This is a genomic window from Haloechinothrix alba (assembly GCF_900188115.1).
Taxonomy (GTDB): domain Bacteria; phylum Actinomycetota; class Actinomycetes; order Mycobacteriales; family Pseudonocardiaceae; genus Haloechinothrix; species Haloechinothrix alba.
The window spans coordinates 1-20063 of sequence record NZ_FZNW01000034.1 but is presented as its reverse complement, the minus strand read 5'-3'; the positions used below and the strand labels follow the sequence as shown (position 1 = coordinate 20063).

Here is a 20063-nt window from a genome sequence, read left to right as displayed (position 1 = left end):
CCCCGCGATCGGGACGGCAGCTTCGAGCCGCAGCTGGTTAAAAAGCGCCAGCGGCGGCTCTCGGGTATCGATGAGATCGCGCTGTCGTTGACCGCGTCGGCTGGACGAACTCGGGCTCATCACCAAGGCACGGCGCCACGCCTGCGGTGGAGAAGGGATCGCGATCACCGCAGCTGGAGTAGAGGCGCTTGCCTACCTGTCCGCCATTCCGTGAGGAGCTCGATTGATGCCGTCCTCAGGCACCGGGAAGCCGTCGCTGGCGTGTCAGATAACCAGGTGCAACTATCGTCCGCGTGAACCTGCGGGCACGGAGCCATCTGCCGGTTGACTTGAGCACTTTGATTGGGCGGAAGGATGAGCTGCGCCGCTGCGAGCGCTTGCTTTCCTCCGCCCGATTGCTGACGCTCACCGGCCCAGGTGGCGTCGGCAAATCCGGCTCGCACGGGAGCTGGCGCGGGGTACAGCGAGCATTCCCGGATGGCGTCTGGCTGGTCGAACTCGGTGATCTACAGCGTCGACTCCACCCATTCGAATGCGGACACTCCCGCGAGACCACCCAACGTTGGAATCTGGCCGGCTGGGCCGAGTATGGCTGTTACGCCTCCCACTCGCACTTTTTCAAGGGCATCCGTCTGCATCTGGTTGCCACCCTGGGCGGCTGCCCATCGCCTTCGCGTTGACCAGCGCGAAGGCCGACGAGCGCCAGACTTTGCTCGGCATGCTCGAGGCCGCGCACGATCTGGTGGCCCACCGCGCCCGCCAAACCCTGATCGCGGATTAGAATTACTTAGGAGCCGAGTTCGAGAGCGCTCTCGCCCAGGCTGGTATGCAGCTGTTGCGCCCGGCCAGCAAAAACGAGCCCGAGCGCGCCGGGGCAGGCCTCTTCAAGCCACTCCGCCAGATCATCGAGTCAATCAACCAGACCTTCAAAGGCCAACTCGACCTCGAACGACACAGTGCCCGCACCCTACGCGAGCTCGCTGCGCGCGTACTGCAACTCATCCTCGCCCTGACCAGCGCGATCTGGCACAACGACAACACGGCGCCCCATGCGTCGATCCCTCACCGCTTACGACCACTGACCCCCTGGAATTGATCATCCAATCGGGGTCTTTGCGAAGACACGGACGGGCCAGATCGCCGAGGCCGTGGTCTCGGATTCGATCTCGATGATGCCGTTGAAGCAGCCACACCGCGTGGTGGCACGGAGCGTTTCGACCCAGTGACAACTGAGACGGGGATCTGACCGTAGTGGAAGTTGTGATCTGTTTCCTTCCGCGAAGTGCCCAACGAGCGGATGCCATCTTGTTCCAGAGCCAGTCGCTGTCGAACCCTTTGACGGGGAGAACCTCGTGGGTGAGTGGTCACGCGGCGTCAAGCAGTCGCTCATGTCTGCTTAAGCGACCTCGGTGAAGAGGTCGCCCCAAGACTCCGAGTCCTTCTGAGCGGTGTAGTGGGCGTAGCGTGCTTCAAGCTGGCGGATGTCCGCGATGGCGAGGAGATTCTCGAGTGGGTCCGTGGTGTTGTTTCCCGAATCGCTGACCATTGCGTGCAAACGTAGTGTCATGCGAGCGTGCATGCGTGCTGCTTGATCGCGCCAGCCAGCTCGAATGCGCGACGGAGCCCCTCGGGGGCTTCCTCAGCAGGCCTGACGAGCGGGAGGAAATCCACGATCTGGACAAAGTTTACACCGGCGTCGAGGTACGGCGCGATGGCCTTCATCATCTTGTCGGGACTGCCGTGGTGCCACGACCGAGTGACAACCTCCGGTGTGGCCCGTGACAACACGTCGGCGGTTTCCTGCGCGGAGTATGTGAGGGGGAGCATGTCGGTGGCGTAGTGCCAGGACTCGCCCATCGGCGGTTCGACGCCTTCCTGCGTCCAGACCGTGGAGTCAAACCGGCCCATGGTCGCAGAGATCCAGCGGATGTAGTCGTTGGCCATCGTCGTTTCGATCACTGTTTCGTCTTCATGCATCAGGCAGATCCACCACATGCCGAAGCCGAACTGCTCGGGATCGCGCCCGGCTACTTCCAGCCGTTGCTTGATCGCCGAGATCTGTTCGGCGGCCTGGTCCGGACTGGTCCAAACAAACGGCGCCGCGGTGCAGAAACCGTCGCCGTAGCGTGTAGCGACGTCGATCAATCGGGGCCCGCCACCTAGAGCCCAGAGTTGAGGGCGGTGGGCGGGTCGGGCTCGGCCCAGCCAGGAGTTTTCGAGGGTCCAGACGTTGCCTTCGTGGTCGATCGGCTCGACGGTGTCCATGAACTTTCGGAAGATTCGAAACGTGTCCTCCAGACGCTTCGGCCCTTGGGAGCGCTTGTGACCGAAGGGCTTGCACTGCTTGAGTTCTCCGGTGCCCATCTGCACCATCGTGGGTCCGCCGCTCACGTCGGCCAGGGTCATAAGCGTCTGGGTGAACTCCGCAGGTGCGCGTCGCATGGCATCGCTGGTGGTGTTCAGTCCGAACCCCGGTGCGGCCGCGGCGATCTGAGACAGGATCACGTAGGGGTCCGGAAAGGAATCGATGTCGGGCATCACCGCGGCCAACGGCGAGTTTTCGGGGCACCACAACCCGGGCGGCGCGAAGAACGTCATCTGGTCCCACACAGTCAGTGAGTCGGCAACTCCACTGGCCTGAATGGTGCGCGCGGTGTCGACGGCAGCGCTGACGGGAAGATGCCGGCTGTAGACGATGGGGACGTTGACGTGCACGTTCTCAGGCATTTGTGCTCTCCTTCGAAGCAACGAGGTATCTCCACGGCGCGAAGATCGGAGCATGCAGAATCCCGGGCTGGGCCGCGCACACGTCCGGGATGGCGTTGACGACCGTGGCCATGGTCCCGACGTAAGCGGGATCGATCGCGGGTCCTGCCGAAGTTAAACTGGGAAGGGGGTCGAGGACGTTTCGTACCGCGGGCCTGCCCTCGATCTCGACGATCCATCGGTATCGGTGGTCGGGAACCGGCCATCCGTCTACCCCACGCTCCACGAACCAGTAGATTTCGGCGCGGATCAGGGCGTGGCCGTTGACGATCCCCGTGGCCGTGTGGAGGTTCCCGACGACTGTCCCGGCTGGCACGTGGCCGATTGCGATGTCGAGATCGCGACTCGCTACTGCAGTGGCTAGTCCTGTCTCGATCGAGTCCAGGGTGACGTTCAAGGCGCGGGCCACAGCAGTGACCATCTCCGAGAAAAACGCCGCCCAGTACTGGCCGTACGGGGTATCGGCGGTGACCTCTTCGGGGTGCTTGCCGATACCTAGCGCGTCCTTGAGTAACATCGCGGCCGGGTGAAGCTCGGCGTCACAGATCTCCACGAGCCGGATGTAATCGATGTCTGTGCACATGCTAGTGATCGTCGGTGCCACGCGATCGAACATGAATCCAGGCTCGATACCCGTTCCCAAAAGGGACGCCTGACCGCGCCGGCACGCGTCTTCCAGCCGTTGCACGACTTCCTTGCCGCGGGATTCAGGTGCGAAGTAGCCAGCGGTCGTGATCACGTTCTTACCCGAGGAAAGCAAGGCTGTCACGTCGTCATCGAGCTGTTCGAGCGACGGAGCCAGCGGGGCGTACACCACGCACTCCGCGTCCAACGCCAAAATCTGTTTCCGGTCGTTCGTTGCCAGGACCCCGGTAGTCGGTGCGCCGACGAGTTCACCCGCGTCCCGTCCCACCTTGTCCTCGCTGTAGACGTAGACACCTACCAGGTCCAGATCAGGACTCCGGATGATCTCTTCTAGACACAGCGCACCCACCGTACCTGTCGCCCACTGCACAACCCGTCGAGACATCAGCGGTTCCTTTCCATGTTGTTTGGCACAATGTGGCATGCTCTGCCAGATTGTGCAAGCGCACCCCAGAGCACTGCCCGCGTCATCGGAGCATTCGGTGGTCGATCGTCGAAGCAAACAGGGCTGGTTTTGTCCAGTCCTGCGACGACAGGTCTAGGCTAGCGGAACTGGCATAGTCCGCCACTATGTCTCCCGGCTCAGGCTCTCTCGTCCGGGCGAGGGGTTTCGGCGATCACCGCCCACCGGATCCTGCTCGCGGTTGCCGCGCGGTGGTTGAGATGTATCGAAGGAGTGATCGAGATGGACACCCTCCAGAAACTGCGCGCCATCAAGGCGTTCAGGAATCTCAAGGCCAAATACTCCTACGACACCGATTAGGACTGTCAGATCTCCGGTGGTGCGCCGCGATGCGCTGGTGCGCTGTGAGGCACTAGGAGTCGAAGGAGGTGTGAGACCGTCTCGCTGGATTGTCGCAACAGCCTAGTGGAAGCTGAGCGCAGCCTGATCCGGGAGACGCCGGGGAGGGTGGGAAACAGCGCTGACAAAGCCGGGGTGGCCTGGAACTGCCAGACAGGTTGGGTCCGGCGAGCGAGATCAGACGGTATACGACAGGAACCAGTAGTAGAGCTCCGTAAGGGTGGCACCGGTTCAAATCTGGTGTATAGGAGTCGGGATGCAGTGCACGACCGTCCTGTGTGGGTGGTTGATTCCGTAGCTGGTTAAGTGTGCCGGTGGGGAGGCCACGGCGAAAGCCTGCGGCGTAGTTGTGGCGATGCTGCCGGAGCAAAGCTGGATGCCCAGCTGATTGGTCGATTTCTAGTGAACACGGGAACCATTTCACGTCGTTCCCACCTGCCCAGGAGCCATCTGCGCAGGTGGGATACGTCCGTCGTCGGCTGAAAGCGCGGGATGGGGGGAGGGGCTCCGTAGTAGTCCGAGTACGCGAAAGGTGTGCGTATGACGAAGGGGGCCAACATGTCGGAAGCTCACGCCTCGATCTCGAAGCGCTGAGCCAGCGCCGGTACGGGGATGACTGGGTCACCCGCAGGGTGGCCAGCAACGGCATCGTGTGCGTGACCTGGCAGCAGGTCAGCGTCGGCAAGCATCGTCGAGGCGAGCTCGTCGACGTCCACGTCACCGACCGCGTTCTCGAGTTCTGGTCCGGCCCCGACCTGCTTCGCACCGCCGTCCGCGAATCGAAAGGAGACGTCCGCAAGAAACGGGCCTCCAACCCCACACCCACCTGACAACCTGACAACCTGACAACGATCAACCGAGCACAAACCGTCACCCATCAACAGAGACTCGACATCTGCAGCCTGGCGTTTTCCTGCTCCAGCTACGGCAGCCGTGTGCGCTCCTCGGTACTCAGCCCTTTCCTTCTTCCTAACCGCCGTCGATACGGACCTGCTTGACCCAACTCGCTAACGTGGAGTCAGACGTACTCAGGTCACGGGCCGCTTCTGCTACCGACTGCCGCCGGTCAGCACCAACTCCCCAGCACTCAGCTTGAACTCTGCTGAGAACTTCCGATGGGCCCGTCGTTGGCTATCGCCCATACCGACTCTCGCCAAGCAATACGAGTGTCCGGTCCAGCGGGGAAGATGACCGCGACCTACACGGACGGATCAGCACGGTGGCGGTCTCACACCACCCCTAACGCCGCTTCAGTCGAGGTCAGCCGTACACCACATCGATGAAGACAGACTGGGAAACCTACTATTGACTAGTAGAGTGTCTCGGTGCATACTCCTTTAAATCCCCGAACTAACGTGGTCGGGATGTAATAGGCGGCCTACCAGGCCGCAGTTGACGAACCGGTTCATACGACAGTGATTCGCCCTGAGGAGCACGATGGGTGTCAAGTCAGGCGCCGAAGCCCACCGCGCGCGTACAAGCGCAAACGGTCCGTATTCGGGTGAACTCTCGAAATCGCTAGCCTACATGCCACGTCCGGTACGCGAGTTCGTGATCGAAGCAGGCGGCATGGCCAGCCTGCTGCTGCGTGTAGTGTGGAGCGCTGTAGCTCACCCGAGAGGATACTGGAGCGATACCGTAGACCATCTTCATACCACAATCCGGAAATCGTGGTTCCCTGTGGTAGTGGCGGTTCTCGGATTTTCCATGTTTATGGCGCTCCTTACTACGGTCTTCTTCCAGATGGTAGGCGCGGAACAGTTAACCGGCCCTACGCTATTTGTGTACATGCTGCGAAACTTTTCCATGTGGACGATATCTATGGTCTCGGCCGGAGTTGTCGGAGCTGCAATCACCGCAGATATTGGGTCGCGAAAGGTACGTGAAGAACTGGATGCAATGCAGGTGTTAGGGATAGACCCTGTACGCGAATTGGCAGTTCCACGAGTCGTTTCGGTGGCCCTATTTACCGCGATTCTCACGATTCCGGCAGCCTACATGACCCTATTCTCCTTGCAGCTCGGTACTCTCTATGTGGCGGGCTTGCACCCAGCCGACTTTTATGAAGGGACGTTTGGGAGCGTTCTACCGGTTGATTTAATTTCCTTGGTAATTAATGGTCTGCTTGTTGGCCTACTGATTGGCACAATATGTTGCTACAAGGGATTTGCCGCCTCTGGCGGGTCCATGGGTCTTGGTAAGGCAGTGAACCAGGCAGTCGTTATTTGTTTCGTAGCAATATTTGTTTTCCTCATTGGGTACCAAGCAGTACTGATCGCCTTCTTTCCGGAATATGGGTTCCAGCTGTGATGGACGTAAGTACGACGCGCGCGCGCGATTCCAGAATGATCGGGTCCATAAGTGACCAATCTGAGTTCAACGCTTGGAATAAAAGGACTCGAAACACATGGGTACCTTCGGCGCGGCGCGGCGTCGAGAGCATGGGATCTGTTGTAAAGTTCGGTTTTGACGCTCTGCGAGGAGTGCCGTTAGCCATACGACTCTATCCTTCGGAAATCGTTCGTTACGCCGCATGGATTGTTCGACAAAATTCGCCCGTAATTATTGTCGTCATGGTGCTATTCGGTTTCCTAGTGGCCATGACCGCGGGTCAGATGTTTACGCAGATTGGAACCGAAAGCTATACAGCAGCAATTCATACTATCGGTACTTTGCGCGGCGTCGGCCAGGTGATCTTTGGCTGGATATTCGCCGCAAAGGTTGGCTGTGGAATCGTGGCCGAGGTAGGAGCGATGCGGATCAGCGACGAGGTAGACGCCATGGAAGTAATGGGTGTGCGGTCGGTGCCGTATCTTGTAAGTTCTCGGCTTTTGGCAAGTATCCTTGTGGCTGGGCCAATTTGGCTCGTTTCACTAGCCCTTCATTGGGTCATTTCATACGTAATTCACGTGCAGTTCCTTGAAGTAACATCGCACGGCGGGTACATCAACTTTTTGTTCTTGTTTCAAAATGCGAAGGATCTTGCGATCTCGCTCATATGGGTCACTTTGATGATAATCATCATAATTATTGTAGCGAGCTACTTTGGTTATAATGTTCAAGGCGGACCAGTCGACGTTGGCAGAAACACTGCACAGTCAATGTTGGTGAATCTTGTCTTGATTAGCGTTTTGGCTATGATCCTGGTCCAAATATTCTACGGCAATGACGCAAATGCACCCATTGGAAACTAAACCGAAGTAAAAGTATGGGAGCCTCGATGTCCTCCTTGAGTGGGACGGTTGCGGGATCAATTGATTCGCGCCAGCGAGTAAACGGAAATGGTTACACCGTTGAACTGCATGGCGTACGCAAGAGTTTCGACAGCGGAGTTTCGCATGTGCTCGACGGTGTGAGTGTCGGATTTACGGATGACGCCATCACCACAGTTCTGGGCCCGTCAGGTACTGGCAAGAGTGTATTGCTAAAGCATATTGTGGGCCTGCTGGAGCCGGACGAGGGCGATGTAGTGGTATTCGGGCAGGATCTTTGGCGGGTAAGTGAGGCTGAACGCTACAATATGCGAAAAAAGTTCGGTGTTTTGTTCCAAGACGGAGCACTGTTTGGGTCAATGAATCTTTACGACAATGTTGCCTTTCCGCTGCGTAAGCATACAAACAAGTCTGAGGCGGACATTCGGGATATCGTTATGAGCCATTTAAGCGAGGTCGGGCTGGAACAAGAGACGTCCAAGGCGCCGAATGAGATCTCGGGTGGGATGCGCAAACGTGCGGGGTTAGCGAGGGCGCTGGTTATGCGCCCGGATGTAGTGCTATTCGACGAGCCGGATTCAGGGTTAGATCCTGTGCGCACGAAGCTGTTGTGTCAGTTGATTAAGGAGGTCCATAAGGAACACGGGGGGACCTACATCGTGATTACTCACGACATCGAGAGTGCTCGGACGCTAAGTGATTACATTGGCTTATTGTGGCATGGTCAGCTTAGATATTATGGCGCAGCCAGCGAGGCGTTCGAGTCAGATGAGCCATTTGTCCAACAGTTTCTCATGGGAGATGCTGTCGGGCCATTGGGAATGGACTAAATATGTGGCGCAAGATCTGGACGGGGGTCGGATTGGCCGCTGCATTGGGGCTTGCCGCAGCGGGATTGGTAGTACTTAGTCAGGATGACTATGAGTTGAGGGTGCTAATGCCGACGGCAGTGGATACGCATGAGGGTACGAAGGTCATGCTGGATGGGGAGCAGGTGGGAGAGGTGGCGGATCTTGACGTGCGTGACGGGCAAGCGCTGGTGACGGTTCTCGTAGATAGTGGGGAAGCTCCATTCCATGCTGGGACGACGGCGCGAATCAACTGGGAGGGGGTGATTGGAAGCCGGCACGTAGAACTGTTGCCCGGATCGGAGGACAACCCCGCGTTGCCGTCGGGGAAGATGATCACGTCTAAGATTGAGCGTGTTGAAATTGATCAACTACTCGCGACGTTGGATGAGTCGACACGCGAGCGGGTGCAGGCGTTGGTCAAGCGACTGAACGAAAGTTTGCAAGGTAACGAGCAGAATCTCAAGGCGACGGTGGAGACAGGGGGCCCAGCTGTAGAGGCACTTGGTGAGGTGTTGCGTGCTGTAGGCGAGGACGGGCCAGCCATTAGGGATTTGGTCACGCGTTTGGAGGCCATGACGGAGGAGCTAGCGCAGCGCGACACCGAGGTGGCGCGGTCTATCGAGAATCTTGGCCAACTGACTTCGGTTGCGGCAGGCCAACAGGAGGCGCTGAGCGATACGTTGGATGAATTGCCGTCAACTGTGCGTGAGGCAAGTGAAACGTTAGATCAGGTTCCTGAGGCCGTTCATGCGACAGCTCCACTATTGGACGAAGTACAACCTGCGACGGAGCGGTTGCCGTCCGTGGCCGGGAACCTGCGTCCGGTGCTGCAGGATATGCGACCCACGGTCGCTGAGATCACCCCCACACTTGTCGCTGCTGAGCAGCTATTGGTCGAAACGCCGGACTTGCTTGACAGCGCACATGCAACGTTGCCGGAGGTGAACGAGGCGGTGAATACGTTGCAGCCCGCTGTTGAGTTTTTGCGTCCTTATACGCCCGAGCTGACCGGCTGGTTAAGTAACTGGACATCGGTATTTGCTAGCCAATCCAGTGGAAACTATGCTCGCGCCTTGATCGTGGAGTCGGCGTCTACCGTTAACGACAATCCAGGGGTGGTTCCGCCGGGAATGAAGCAGGAGCCGAGACCGTCACCTGGTTCGGTAGTGGATCAGTCTTGGACAGACGCGAACGGGGACGGCGTCCAATGAAACGGACCGTGATATTGGGCGTAGCTGCCGCAATCGCGGCCGTGCCATCGATTGCGGCTGCAGGACTCAGCATCGGGTCGTCCGATGAGGCAGACGAGGAAAAGGTAATCGGTTACTTTACGGATGCCGGTCCGCTGAACCAGGGAGCCGATGTCCGGGCTGCCGGGGCGAAGGTGGGAATGGTGGACGACATCTCGCTTCAGGACGGACGTGCGCGGGTTGCACTTGAGGTAGAATCGAGTGTGTTGCCGCTGCATCAGGACGCACGGATGACAGTCCGTCCTGTCAACTTGCTGGGTGAGTCGTATCTGGAGCTCGATGCAGGCTCGCCGAATCAAGAGTTCGCGGAAGATGCGGAGGTCCCACCCGAACGCACAGAGGTCGCAGTTGGTCTTCAGGACGTGATAAATGCGTTCGACGATCCGACATCTACAGGGTTGGCGGCTCTTCTCACGACGCTGGGTGAGGGGATGAACGAGTCCGGTGATGAAGCCGCGAAGGCGATCAAAGCATTGGCTCCGGCGATGCGGCAAAGCGATGAGCTCGCCGGCGTGCTCAATGACCAGAACGCTGTGCTGAATGAACTGGTTGAACAGTTGAGTCCGGTTGCGGAAGAACTAGCGGCTTCGGAAGGCGCTGCGTTAGACCGGCTAGTGGAAAGCACAGATGAGACTATGTCCACCCTTGCGGCGAACCATAGGGAGTTGAATTCGGCCTTGGCTGAGTTACCCGCAACAGTCGCCGAATCGCGTGAGGCATTACGGGAACTCGCCGGCGCAGCCGATGCGACGACGCCGACGCTGGAGGCGATCCGGCCGGTTACTGACAACCTCAGTGAGATTACAGGGGAACTGAGGCAGTTTGCTGATGCGGCTGATCCGGCGCTGGCGTCGTTGACGCCGGTGCTGGAGCGAGCGGACGAACTGCTTGAGCAAGCCGCTCCAGCCGTCAGCCAGTTACGCAAGGCTGGACCGGACCTGGCTGCGACTGCCAAGAACCTACGACCCGTGGGCGATACTCTGCTCGACGAGCATCTCGGGGATCTGATGGAATTTGTCAAGAAATGGTCCCTTTCCACTAATGGCCGTGATGAGTTGGGGCATTACTTTCGTGGCACGTTGTGGGTGACTCCTGAGACGTTAACGGATTTGGCAGCAGCAATCGGATCGCCACTGGATGACGACGCACCGGCTGAGCAGACTGAGTCGAATACGGCGACGCAGGACCCGACGGAGATAGTACCGGATTTACCGTCTGGAACGGACGAGGTGGGCGATTCGGGCAGTGCTACGGGTCTGAGGCCGGAGCAGGAGGAAGCCATGCTTGGACAGTTGTTGGGGGGCGCCTGACATGCCACGACCGGTCCATCGGCGCCGCGCGCGCATGTTCCTCATGGGCGTGGTAGCACTCACTGCAGTGGGGGGCATTAGCTACGTCGGTCTGACCGCCGTGGGTGGCGGTGCGATTCCCGGGCAGTCCTACACCTACGTCACAAGCGAGTTCGAGGATGTGGGGGTGCTGCGCAAACAGCAACCGGTCAAGCAGAACGGCGTGAGGATCGGTGAGGTGGTCTCGATTGACTACGAAGACGGTCGAGCCGTGGTGACCATGCGGGTGGAGGGAGATAAAGACATCCATCGTAATGCGAGTGCAGATGTTCGCGAGGGCTCCGTACTCGGGCGCAAGTATGTGGAGCTTTCGCCGGGGACACCTAGCACTGGCCCCTTGGGCGACGAGACGATCCCGGCGTCACAAACCGGCGACTCGACACCGATTGGCGATGTCTTTGATGTATTCGATGAACCAACACGGAAGGCGTTGAGTTCCAGCTTGGTCGAGTTGGGCGGTGGAGTCGCCGGTCGCAGTGGTGATTTGCGGGATGCGGTGCTTGCGGCACCGGGGCTGCTCGACGGTACCGGTGAGGTTACAGCTGCATTGGCGAGCGATAGGGCGGATTTGCCCTCCCTGCTGGCCAGTGCGAATAGGCTAGCTGGGCGGTTCGAAGGGCGACAGCATGAGCTTAGCAAATTGTTGCGGCAGACAGATGACACGTTCCGTGCAGTAAGCGTAGACAACGCGGAACCATTGAGCGAAGTCGTGCAGGCTCTGCCGGAGACTTTGCGGCAGGCGCGTGAAGGTCTACAAGCGTTGAATGAGCCGTTGGCCGATATACATGCTGGGATGGACACTGTGCGGCGCGGAGGCCAGGCGCTTGGCGCGTCCGTTGACGACTTGCGCGGTCTGTTGCGAGAAGCTGTCGAACCACTGGAAACCGTCCCTGATGTGAGCGACAGCGCTACGCCGGCCGTCGAGGACCTTACACGTACCATAACGGACGCGAGACCGCTGGTGCCGCGACTGTCGAGGACCGTGGGCGCCGCCAGCGTTTTGTTGGGCGATCTGGCGCCGTACTCGCCAGATGTCGGGAGATTCTTCAGTCAGCACGACCTGCTGAGTGCGCAAATGGAACCGAACAAACATGCCTTTAGCTTTATGCTGGTGATGCCGGGCCTTTACAACGCTAGTGTTTCGGATCCGACGGTGGAACGGACTCCCTATCCCGATCCGGGGGGCGGTGCATGGCGGGATAACCGGTGGCGCAACAGTTCCGCTACGGGAGGCGACGGATGAACGCGATGAAGGGACATGCCAGCGCCAGGGCAGGACGGGTGTCTTCGCCGTTCGTTTTCGGCGTCGCTTTTCTGGCGATTGTTGTGATTGTGCTGATGCTGGCCGTGTTCAAGCCGTCGATCCAGACTATCTTGCGTTCCGGCGAGACAGTTACGGCAGAGTTCGACCGGAACTACCAGCTGAGGGCTGACGTAACGCGCGTCAAGATAGGTGGTCTAGAGGTCGGGGTCGTCAGCGATATCGAAGAGACAGACAAGGGCACCGTGGAAGTGTCGATGAAGGTGGAAGAGTCTGCCCTTGATACCTTGGGCTCTGAACCTTCGGCAGTGATCACGCCGGTGACGGTACTCGGGGGAGGCTACGCGATCGCGTTGAAGCGTGGCGGCGCGGGGGACTTCAATAACGAAGGGATCCCGCAAGAACGCACGCAGATTCCGGTTGAGCTGGACCGCGTTCTCGAGACCTTGCCTCGTCCGACACGGCAGAGCCTGCAAAACACAGTGGAGCAGCTCGATACAACTCTGGCTGGCGGAGGTACTGAGTCCTTGCAAAGTCTCTTGGCCGAGTCACCGAATACATTGCGGCCAGCAGGCGAGGTTCTTGAGGCCGCACAAGGCGACCGGCCTGGCGTCGACCTGCCGCAGATAGTGACGAACTTTCACGCCATGGCGGATGTGCTGACGGAGCGCCAAGGGCAATTAGGTGACATTGTGACTTCCCTGAATGACACTACTGCCGTGCTGGCCGAGCAGAGTCATCCGTTAGCGGAAGGGATCAAATCCCTGCCCGCGACACTTCGCTCCACACGCAGTGGAGTAATCGCACTTCGAGGCAGCCTAGATCGTTTGACGACAACCGCGAAGGAATTCCGGCCTGCTGCCCGGGAGCTCGATTCTTTATTGCGCGAGCTTGACCCAGTTCTGGCGGAGGCGCGTCCGCTCATGCGAGATTTGCGACCACTGATGCGCGATGCTCGGCCACTCGTTGAGCAATTGGTGCCGGTAGCCTCGCAGGGTACGGAGACGCTGGAGAACGTACGTGGACCGGTGATGGAGCGGGTTAACGGCCCGATTAGCGACACTGTGATGAATACGTGGCGGGGAAGTGGGCCGTATAAGAACAGTGGCGCTGGCATGCAGTCAGGCCACAAATTCTACGAGGAGGTGGGATATCTTGCGGCCAACATGGACCGAGGATCAATGACGCAGGACTCACAGGGAAGTCTGCTTAGCTTCCAGGTGGGTGCGGGAACAGGCAGTCTGGATGGTGTCCCGCAGACGCCCCAAAACCTGCTCGATCAGATTGAGCAATACGCGGGAGGTGGACGATGAGGCGCATCGGCCAGTTGTGGGGGCGACTTCGGAACATCCCCGGCCTGGGCCGCGATTTACTAGTACTCGCGGTCACGGTCGCGGTCGCGACGGCGACGACCGCGTATATCGTGATGCAGTATGGGACGAATGTGCCTTGGCAGGATGACCGACTCACGATCGCGGCTGAATTCGACTCGGCACCGTCGGTGGATCCGTCGAGCAAGCAGGAAGTCCGGATTGCCGGCGTGCCTGTTGGCAAGATTGAGGCTGCGGATCCACAGGAAAACGGCACTACGCGCATCGAGATGTCAGTTAACCCGGGACGCACGGTGTACGATAATGCGCGGGCGGTACTTCGCAGCAAGGCGCCGGTCAACATCATGTACATCTCGCTTGATCCGGGCGGCCCACCTGGTGAGCCATTGACAGAGGGCGGCACTATTCCCGTGCCGCAGACGCAGCGGCTGACTCAGCCGTGGGAGCTACTCAACAAGTTGGACGATCGTACGCGAGACGCGATCACGTCGCTCATCAACGAGGCCGATGCCGCCCTGGCTACCGCGCCAGAGCATCTCCCAGAAGGCTTAGATGAGACCAGCGCGGTGATGAACAGCTTTCGTCCAGTCGTCGAGGAACTGCGGAGCCGGCGGGAGAGCATTAGTGAGCTCGTGACATCGGTGGCACAGGTATCGACTGCGGTGGCCGAAGATGACGAACGACTGGCCCAGCTGACGTCCTCGCTACAAACTTCCTTGAGCGTGTTGGCTGAGCGCGATGAGGAACTGGGAGACACACTTGAGCAAGTACCGGGCCTTAGTCAGGATCTCGAGCAGGCAATGACAAGTACGAGCAACCTGACCGATCAGCTCGATCCCACTCTCGACGCCCTTCATGGCGCTTCGGATGAGCTACCTTCGACACTGTCGACATTGAGCGACACGATGGCTGAAGCGGGAAGGATGGTCGATGCTGCCGGGCCGACGGTGGAGGAGGCGCGTCCAGTCGTGGCGGATCTACGGCCGTTGGCATCCGATCTTAATTCCACGTTGGATGATCTCGCTCCAGTAACCGAGCATCTTCCTCCAGCGACAAAGCGCATTGTGCCGTGGCTCGACAATCTCGCCGCGTTCGTGTATCAAACATCATCGGCATTTAGCCTGTCCGATGAGAATGGTGGACTGGGTCGAGGAAACTTCAACATCAACGTCGCGGAAACTGTGGACGGCCTCGTTCCCGGAGCGGACTCTGAGGGGACGGAGGATAACTGATGCAATCGGCAAAGACCGGACACTCCGTCTCCCAACTGCTGACTGTAGTGGGGATCTTGATTGCAGTAGTCGCGGGGTTCGCCTTTCTGTGGTATAAGGCAGACAACCCCATGCCGGACTTTGTTGAAGAGGACATGTATCGTGTCACTTTTCACAGCTCTGACGTGAAGCACTTGACGGAACGCGAAAGTCCCGTCCGCATGGCCGGAGTCGAGGTCGGTAATGTGTCCGATCTAGCCAACAACGACGACCAGACTCGCGTCACGCTCGGTCTTTCTGATGAGGCAGTTCCGTTGCACGATGGGGTCACAGTCAGAATTGGTCTCAAAGGCTTGGTTGGATCGTCCTACGTGGAGATCGTCGACGGTGAAGGGGGCCGCATCCAAGACGGTGCGACCTTACCGAAGTCTGCGGTGAAGCCGGCGGTAGGTGTAGACGAGCTCATCAGCACGTTCGACGATGATACCCGCGATGCGCTGAGCGGTACGGTGCAGTCGCTAGGTGCTGCTACGGAGGGAACTTCTGAGGACATTCGTGAGTTGATGACCGGCCTCGGCAAACTGGGCCGCGAGGGTCATACTGCGATTGAGGCAATCGCTGCGCAGTCTGAAGATTTGGAATCATTAAGTCGTAATTCGACGGCGTTGTTGAACGCATTGGATACGGGGCGGGGCCGGATTGCTGAAGTCGTGCGGCACGCTGAGAGACTGACTGCGGCGACTGCCGGGCAGCGCGGCAAGGTGGAGGAAACGATGCGTGCCCTGCCAACGCTACTTGACACGACTCACGAAGCGACCGGCAAACTAGGGGAACTATCAGACTCATTGACGCCGGTCGCAGCGGATCTGAGGCAGGCTGCGCCTGATCTGAACGAAGCTCTACTGGAGCTTCCTGCGGTTACCAGCGAACTGCGGGGTTCGCTGCCAGCGCTGCAGGCAGCGCTCGATGCCGCTCCGGCTACGCTGGATCGGGTGCCCAGGTTCGGTCAGGATGTGCGTGCGTTGATCCCTGGTGTGGAGTTGATGCTGCGTGACGTAAATCCGATGCTGGCCTACCTCGAACCGTACGGCCAAGATCTTGGGTCCATGTTTGCCAACTTTGGCGCATCGAAGGATGTGATGGTAAATGACGCAGTACGACCGGTCCGACTGGCGCCAGTCGTTGATTCGGCATCAGTGAGAGGTAATCCGCTACCGCTGCCAGGGATTGATCCGTTGAACTGGAACAATCCCTACCCGGGTCCGGGTGCGGCAGGCGATCCGGCTCCGTTCGAAGGTGACTATCCACGTGTGGAGCGCGAGCCTCAATGAGAGCTCCTCGCGTGGGATTACCGATGGCTCGGTGGCGCCGTGTGCTGTTTGAGGGAGCCTGTCGGGTGTATCGGTGGGGGCTACGTGGACCATTACGCGGTCTGTCGATTTTGTGGCGATGGGTGCGCAGGTGCTGGTCGTGGCCGCGACTGGCGGCGGCGATCGTGCTGTTCATTGTGGGTTTGGCTGCGGTGGGGGGCGCGGTGCAGTTGCGGACGGATACGGGGCCGGGGTCGTTCTTGCCTGCCGGGGATGAGACGTTGCGGCAGCTGGAGGATGCGGCTGGTTCGTTTGGGGGGGATCCGGTGGTGGTGCTGGTGGAGTCGGAAGAACCGCGGGAGTTGTTGGCGCCGGGCCAGTTGCCGCGGTTGGCGCAGTTGGAGGGGGAGCTGGCGAACCTGGATGATGCGTCGGTGGTGTATGGGCCGGGTACGGTGCTGAACCAGATTGCGGGGTCGGCGCAGAATATGTTGGCTGCGTTGTCGGGGCATCGTGATGGCCTGCGGGAGCGTGCTCTCGAGCAGGCGCGCGAGGAGGGGGCGTCGGAGGAGGAGGCAGAGGCCGAGGCGGATGCGGCGGTGGCCGAGTTCGATCGGCGGTACGGCAGTTTGCTGGTGCAGGGTCTGCCGGCGGGGTTGCCGACGTTGCACAATCCGGCGTTTGTTGATCAGGTGATTTTCGGGGGCGAGGATGCCCCGCAGCCGCGGTGGAACTTTGTGGTGCCGCGCGGGGATGCGGTCAGCATTTTGGTGCGTCCGCGGGAGGGGTTGGATCAGGCGGGGATCGAGGGGTTGGTGGATGAGGTCGGTTCGCGAGTGCAGGGGGCGGAGCTGGCTGCTGAGCGGGTCACGGTGACGGGGGTGCCGGCGGTGACCGCTGGGCTGGGCGAGCGGGTGCGTCAGGAGATTCCCCTGCTGGGTGGGTTAGCGGTGGGGTTGATCGGTGCGAGCTATCTGTTGGTGCCCTGGATTCGGCGGCGACGTCGGCGGCTGCTGCCGTTGGCGGCCACGTTGGGGGCGACGACGGTGGTGTTGGCTGGGTTTGGGTGGCTGGATCGGCCGTTGTCGCTGGGGGTGATCGCGTTTTTGCCGATTTTGGTGGGCATCGGGAGTGATTTTCCGGCGTACTTGAGCCAGCCGGGGACGCGGCGGCCGGCGATTGTGGCGGCGCTGGCCAGTGCGACCGCGTTTGCCTCGTTAGCGGTAGTGCCGTTGCCGTTCGTGCGGGATCTGGGGCTGGCGTTGGCAGCGGGCCAGTTGGTGGCGCTGGGGTTGGCGCTGGTGGCGCAACGGTGGTGGCTGGCCGCGCGTGGCGGTGGCGGTGCTGGTTCCGGTGATGATCTCGGGGGTGAGGTGGCCCCCGAGCAGGGCGGTGTCGGCGTCGAGACGACGGGAGGTGGCTCGAGCGCGGCGGGGGTGATGGGCATGGCGCGTCGGCGTTGGGTCAGCCGGGTGGGGGTTGCCGTATTGGTGGGCTCCGTGGCGGTTGCCGGGTGGTCGGGGCTGGCGCAGCTGGAGGTGGAGGCGCAGCCGGATCGGCTGGCTGAGGGGTTGCCGGCGATCGAGGATGCGCGGCATGCCGAGCGGGTGCTGGGGGCCTCGGGGGAGGTGCAGGTGCTGGTGCGTGGGCAGGATGTGGCCACTCCGGAGGCGTTGGGCTGGATGCGCCAGGCGCAGGACGAGTTGGTGACCCAGCATGGGGACCGGCTCCGGCCGATTTTGACGCCGCCGAGTTTGCTGGCGTTCTTGGGGCCGGAGCCGACCGAGGAGCAGCTAGCCGCCGGTTTGCAGTGGATGCCCGAGTACCTTACCCAGGCGGTGATTCGGAGTGATCAGCGGCGGGCCTCGATGAGTTTTCAACTCGGCTTGCAGGATTTGGCGGAGCAGAAGCAGCTCATTGATCAGGTGCGGGCCGATTTGCCGCCGTTGCCGGAAGGGCTGGAAGCGGATGTGGTGGGTTTGCCGGTGGCTGCCGCGCGCGGTTATGAACTGGTCTCGGGTGATCGGTACCTGGCCAACGGGGTTGGTGTGCTCGGCGCGGGAGCGGTGCTACTGCTGGGCCTGGCGCGGCGGATGGATGCGGTGCGGGCGGTGCTGGCCGCTGGGCTGGCCACCGGCTGGGGCATCGCCGCGCTGTGGGTGTTGAATGTCGCGTTGACGCCGCTGACCATGGCGGTGGGGTCGCTAACGACGGCGATCGCCTGTGCCTACACGGTCATGCTGCGCCAGTCGGCCGGTACGGGGTCGTGGCGTCTGCGCCGCACGGTGGCGGTCGCCGCGTTGTCAGCGGCACTGGGGTATTTGGCCCTGACGGCCTCGGGGGTGGCGGTGTTGCGCGAGTTCGGATTGGTGCTGGCCGGGGCGGTCGCGCTGTCGTTCGCGGCGGCCCACCTCGTGGTATGGCTGACCGGCCCCCGCGCGTCCTCGCCCGACTCGGCACCGCAGGCGGACTCACCTCGAGTCACTACGGAGGCCACGGTATGAAGGTCCGAGTGCCCGGATTGTTCGCCCGCGCCGCACGGTGGGTGGTACGGACGGTGCGGCGGCCAGGCATGCTAGTGCCGCGGGGCCGGCGCGGCCGGGTAGTGGCCCTGGTCGTCGCGATTGCCGTGGCCGGCGGTGCGGCCAGTCCGATCGCGATCGAGCGCTTCACCGGCCTCCCCGACGACGCGGCCTTCCGGGTGGGGGATCGGGTGGTCACCGAGCAGGAACTCGACAAACGCATCCAGACACTCGGTGCCCTGTACGGGCTCCAACGACCCACCGACGATAAGCAACAGCAGGACCAGTTCCGGCGCGATTCGGCCAAAGCCGTGGCCGTGAGCATCATCCTGAAACGAGTCGCCGCCCAACGCGACATCCACGTCTCAGACAAAACCGCCCGCGACAGGCTTAACACCATGATCGAGCAGCAAATGGGCGACGGGGGGCGGAAACAGTTCGCCCGGCTCCTTGGCGAGATTGGCGCGTCGGAAAAAAACGTCCTGCAAGAGATCAAGCTGCACGAACGCACCTCACAGCTCATGGAGCAGGTCACCAGCGACGTTGCCAAGGTCACCGACAAGGAGGTGCGCCAGGCCTACCAGGATCGTCAGGACGAGATGGTCAAACCGGAGCAGCGCCACCTGCGCAACATCGTAGTCGAAGACGAGGATCAAGCCCGCGAACTCCTGCAACAGGCCAAAGACGGAGCCGACTTCGCCGACCTCGCCGAACAACACTCGCTGGATCAAGCCACCCGCGCAGACGGCGGCAACCTCGGCGCCGTCACCCGCGCCCAGCTTCAAGACCCCTACGCCAAAGCAGCCTTCGACGCCGAACAAGGATCCTACTTCGGCCCCGTCGAAACCCAACACGGCTGGAACATCGGCCAGGTGGTGAAGGTCCAACCGGCCCGCGAACTCGACTTCGATGAAGCCGCCGAAGACCTGAAAGCAACACTAGCCTCCGAACGCGAACTCACAGCATGGCACAAATGGCTCGCCAAGCAAATCAAAGACGTCGACGTCGAATACGCCGACAAATACCGACCCGACGACCCCGACGCACCACCAGAATCGTCTCCCCACGAACCATCAATGAACACGCAACCCAACGACAATGGCACTCGATGAGGGACTGTCTGATTAACGGTGGATCTGGCTTGGCATGGGTTGGTTTCCGCTCGGGGTGGTGCGGCCTTCGAAGGTGATGGCGAAGGCGTTGAGAGCGGGTTTCCACCGCATGGCCCGTCGTGTCTTACCGCGGCTGGTGGGATCCAGTGAGCGGGTGGCTGAATAGAGGCACTTCAGGGCTGCCTGGTCGCTGGGGAAGTGCCCTCGGGCCTTGATCGCGCGACGGTAGTGGGCGTTGACCGACTCGATCGCATTCGTCGAGCAGATCACCCGGCGGATCTCGACGTCGTAATCGAGAAACGGCACGAACTGCGACCAGGCGTTATGCCACAGTCGGATGATCGCTGGATACTGCTGGCCCCATGTGGCGGTGAACTCGTCGAAGCGTTCGGTGGCCGCGGCCTCGGTGGGGGCGGTGTAGACCGGTTTGAGATCGCGGGC

Annotated in this window: 16 protein-coding genes and 2 pseudogenes; 14 read left to right on the top strand and 4 right to left on the bottom strand. The window is 60.7% G+C overall.

The annotated features are described in order from the left end of the window. Positions 1-114, top strand: a pseudogene (locus CHB84_RS22555) (transposase); the annotation flags it as partial. Positions 115-476: 362 nt separating this feature from the next. Continuing rightward, positions 477-1082, top strand: a pseudogene (locus CHB84_RS24120) (transposase); the annotation flags it as partial. A 314-nt stretch (positions 1083-1396) separates the two neighbouring features. Here CHB84_RS24120 and CHB84_RS23075 read toward each other — a convergent pair. From CHB84_RS23075 to CHB84_RS20980, 3 genes are read right to left on the bottom strand one after another with little or no spacing between them, the layout of a single operon-like run. After that, the gene (locus tag CHB84_RS23075) at positions 1397-1567 is read right to left on the bottom strand and encodes a nuclear transport factor 2 family protein (RefSeq protein ID WP_176440071.1); all 171 of its coding nucleotides are present in this window, start codon (positions 1565-1567) and stop codon (positions 1397-1399) included. Continuing rightward, positions 1564-2727, bottom strand: a complete 1164-nt coding sequence (locus tag CHB84_RS20985) for an LLM class flavin-dependent oxidoreductase (RefSeq protein ID WP_176440070.1) — start codon at positions 2725-2727, stop codon at positions 1564-1566. The genes CHB84_RS23075 and CHB84_RS20985 overlap by 4 nt, the downstream gene beginning before the upstream one ends. Further along, on the bottom strand, positions 2720-3796 hold the full coding sequence (locus tag CHB84_RS20980) for an NAD(P)H-dependent amine dehydrogenase family protein (protein WP_176440069.1): 1077 nt from the start codon (positions 3794-3796) through the stop codon (positions 2720-2722). The genes CHB84_RS20985 and CHB84_RS20980 overlap by 8 nt, the downstream gene beginning before the upstream one ends. A gap of 1049 nt (positions 3797-4845) precedes the next feature. On the opposite strand from CHB84_RS20980, the gene CHB84_RS20975 reads away from it, so the two are divergent. The 12 genes from CHB84_RS20975 (at position 4846) to CHB84_RS20920 (ending at position 19622) form a co-directional block, all read left to right on the top strand. After that, the gene (locus CHB84_RS20975) at positions 4846-5043 is read left to right on the top strand and encodes a hypothetical protein (protein WP_089303382.1); all 198 of its coding nucleotides are present in this window, start codon (positions 4846-4848) and stop codon (positions 5041-5043) included. A gap of 607 nt (positions 5044-5650) precedes the next feature. After that, positions 5651-6523 (top strand): MlaE family ABC transporter permease, encoded by an 873-nt coding sequence (locus CHB84_RS20970; RefSeq protein WP_089303381.1) that lies wholly within the window; start codon positions 5651-5653, stop codon positions 6521-6523. 131 nt (positions 6524-6654) lie between these two features. Further along, positions 6655-7407: an ABC transporter permease gene (locus tag CHB84_RS20965; RefSeq protein ID WP_089303380.1), complete on the top strand. Its 753-nt coding sequence runs from the start codon at positions 6655-6657 to the stop codon at positions 7405-7407. Between the two features lie 26 nt (positions 7408-7433). Beyond that, positions 7434-8255 carry an ABC transporter ATP-binding protein gene (locus tag CHB84_RS20960; RefSeq protein WP_089303386.1) on the top strand — a complete coding sequence of 274 codons (822 nt, stop codon included), beginning with the start codon at positions 7434-7436 and terminating at the stop codon, positions 8253-8255. Positions 8256-8257: 2 nt separating this feature from the next. Continuing rightward, on the top strand, positions 8258-9487 hold the full coding sequence (locus CHB84_RS20955) for an MlaD family protein (RefSeq protein ID WP_089303379.1): 1230 nt from the start codon (positions 8258-8260) through the stop codon (positions 9485-9487). Further along, complete coding sequence (locus CHB84_RS20950) at positions 9484-10836, top strand: MlaD family protein (protein WP_089303378.1); 1353 nt, start codon at positions 9484-9486, stop codon at positions 10834-10836. Before CHB84_RS20955 ends, CHB84_RS20950 begins: the two co-directional genes overlap by 4 nt. Position 10837: 1 nt before the next feature. Then, positions 10838-12118: an MlaD family protein gene (locus CHB84_RS20945; protein ID WP_089303377.1), complete on the top strand. Its 1281-nt coding sequence runs from the start codon at positions 10838-10840 to the stop codon at positions 12116-12118. After that, positions 12115-13449 carry an MlaD family protein gene (locus CHB84_RS20940; protein WP_141134766.1) on the top strand — a complete coding sequence of 445 codons (1335 nt, stop codon included), beginning with the start codon at positions 12115-12117 and terminating at the stop codon, positions 13447-13449. The genes CHB84_RS20945 and CHB84_RS20940 overlap by 4 nt, the downstream gene beginning before the upstream one ends. After that, complete coding sequence (locus tag CHB84_RS20935; protein WP_245818877.1) at positions 13446-14699, top strand: MlaD family protein; 1254 nt, start codon at positions 13446-13448, stop codon at positions 14697-14699. Before CHB84_RS20940 ends, CHB84_RS20935 begins: the two co-directional genes overlap by 4 nt. Continuing rightward, complete coding sequence (locus CHB84_RS20930; protein ID WP_089303375.1) at positions 14699-16009, top strand: MlaD family protein; 1311 nt, start codon at positions 14699-14701, stop codon at positions 16007-16009. The genes CHB84_RS20935 and CHB84_RS20930 overlap by 1 nt, the downstream gene beginning before the upstream one ends. 164 nt (positions 16010-16173) lie before the next feature. Beyond that, entirely contained in the window at positions 16174-18492 is a 2319-nt protein-coding gene (locus CHB84_RS20925; RefSeq protein ID WP_089303374.1) for an RND transporter family protein, read from the top strand. An 8-nt stretch (positions 18493-18500) separates the two neighbouring features. Next, complete coding sequence (locus tag CHB84_RS20920) at positions 18501-19622, top strand: peptidylprolyl isomerase (protein WP_176440068.1); 1122 nt, start codon at positions 18501-18503, stop codon at positions 19620-19622. Positions 19623-19634: 12 nt separating this feature from the next. Here CHB84_RS20920 and CHB84_RS20915 read toward each other — a convergent pair. Further along, positions 19635-20063, bottom strand: a 429-nt coding sequence (locus tag CHB84_RS20915) for a transposase (protein WP_176440067.1), incomplete at its 5' end; no start/stop codon positions are given.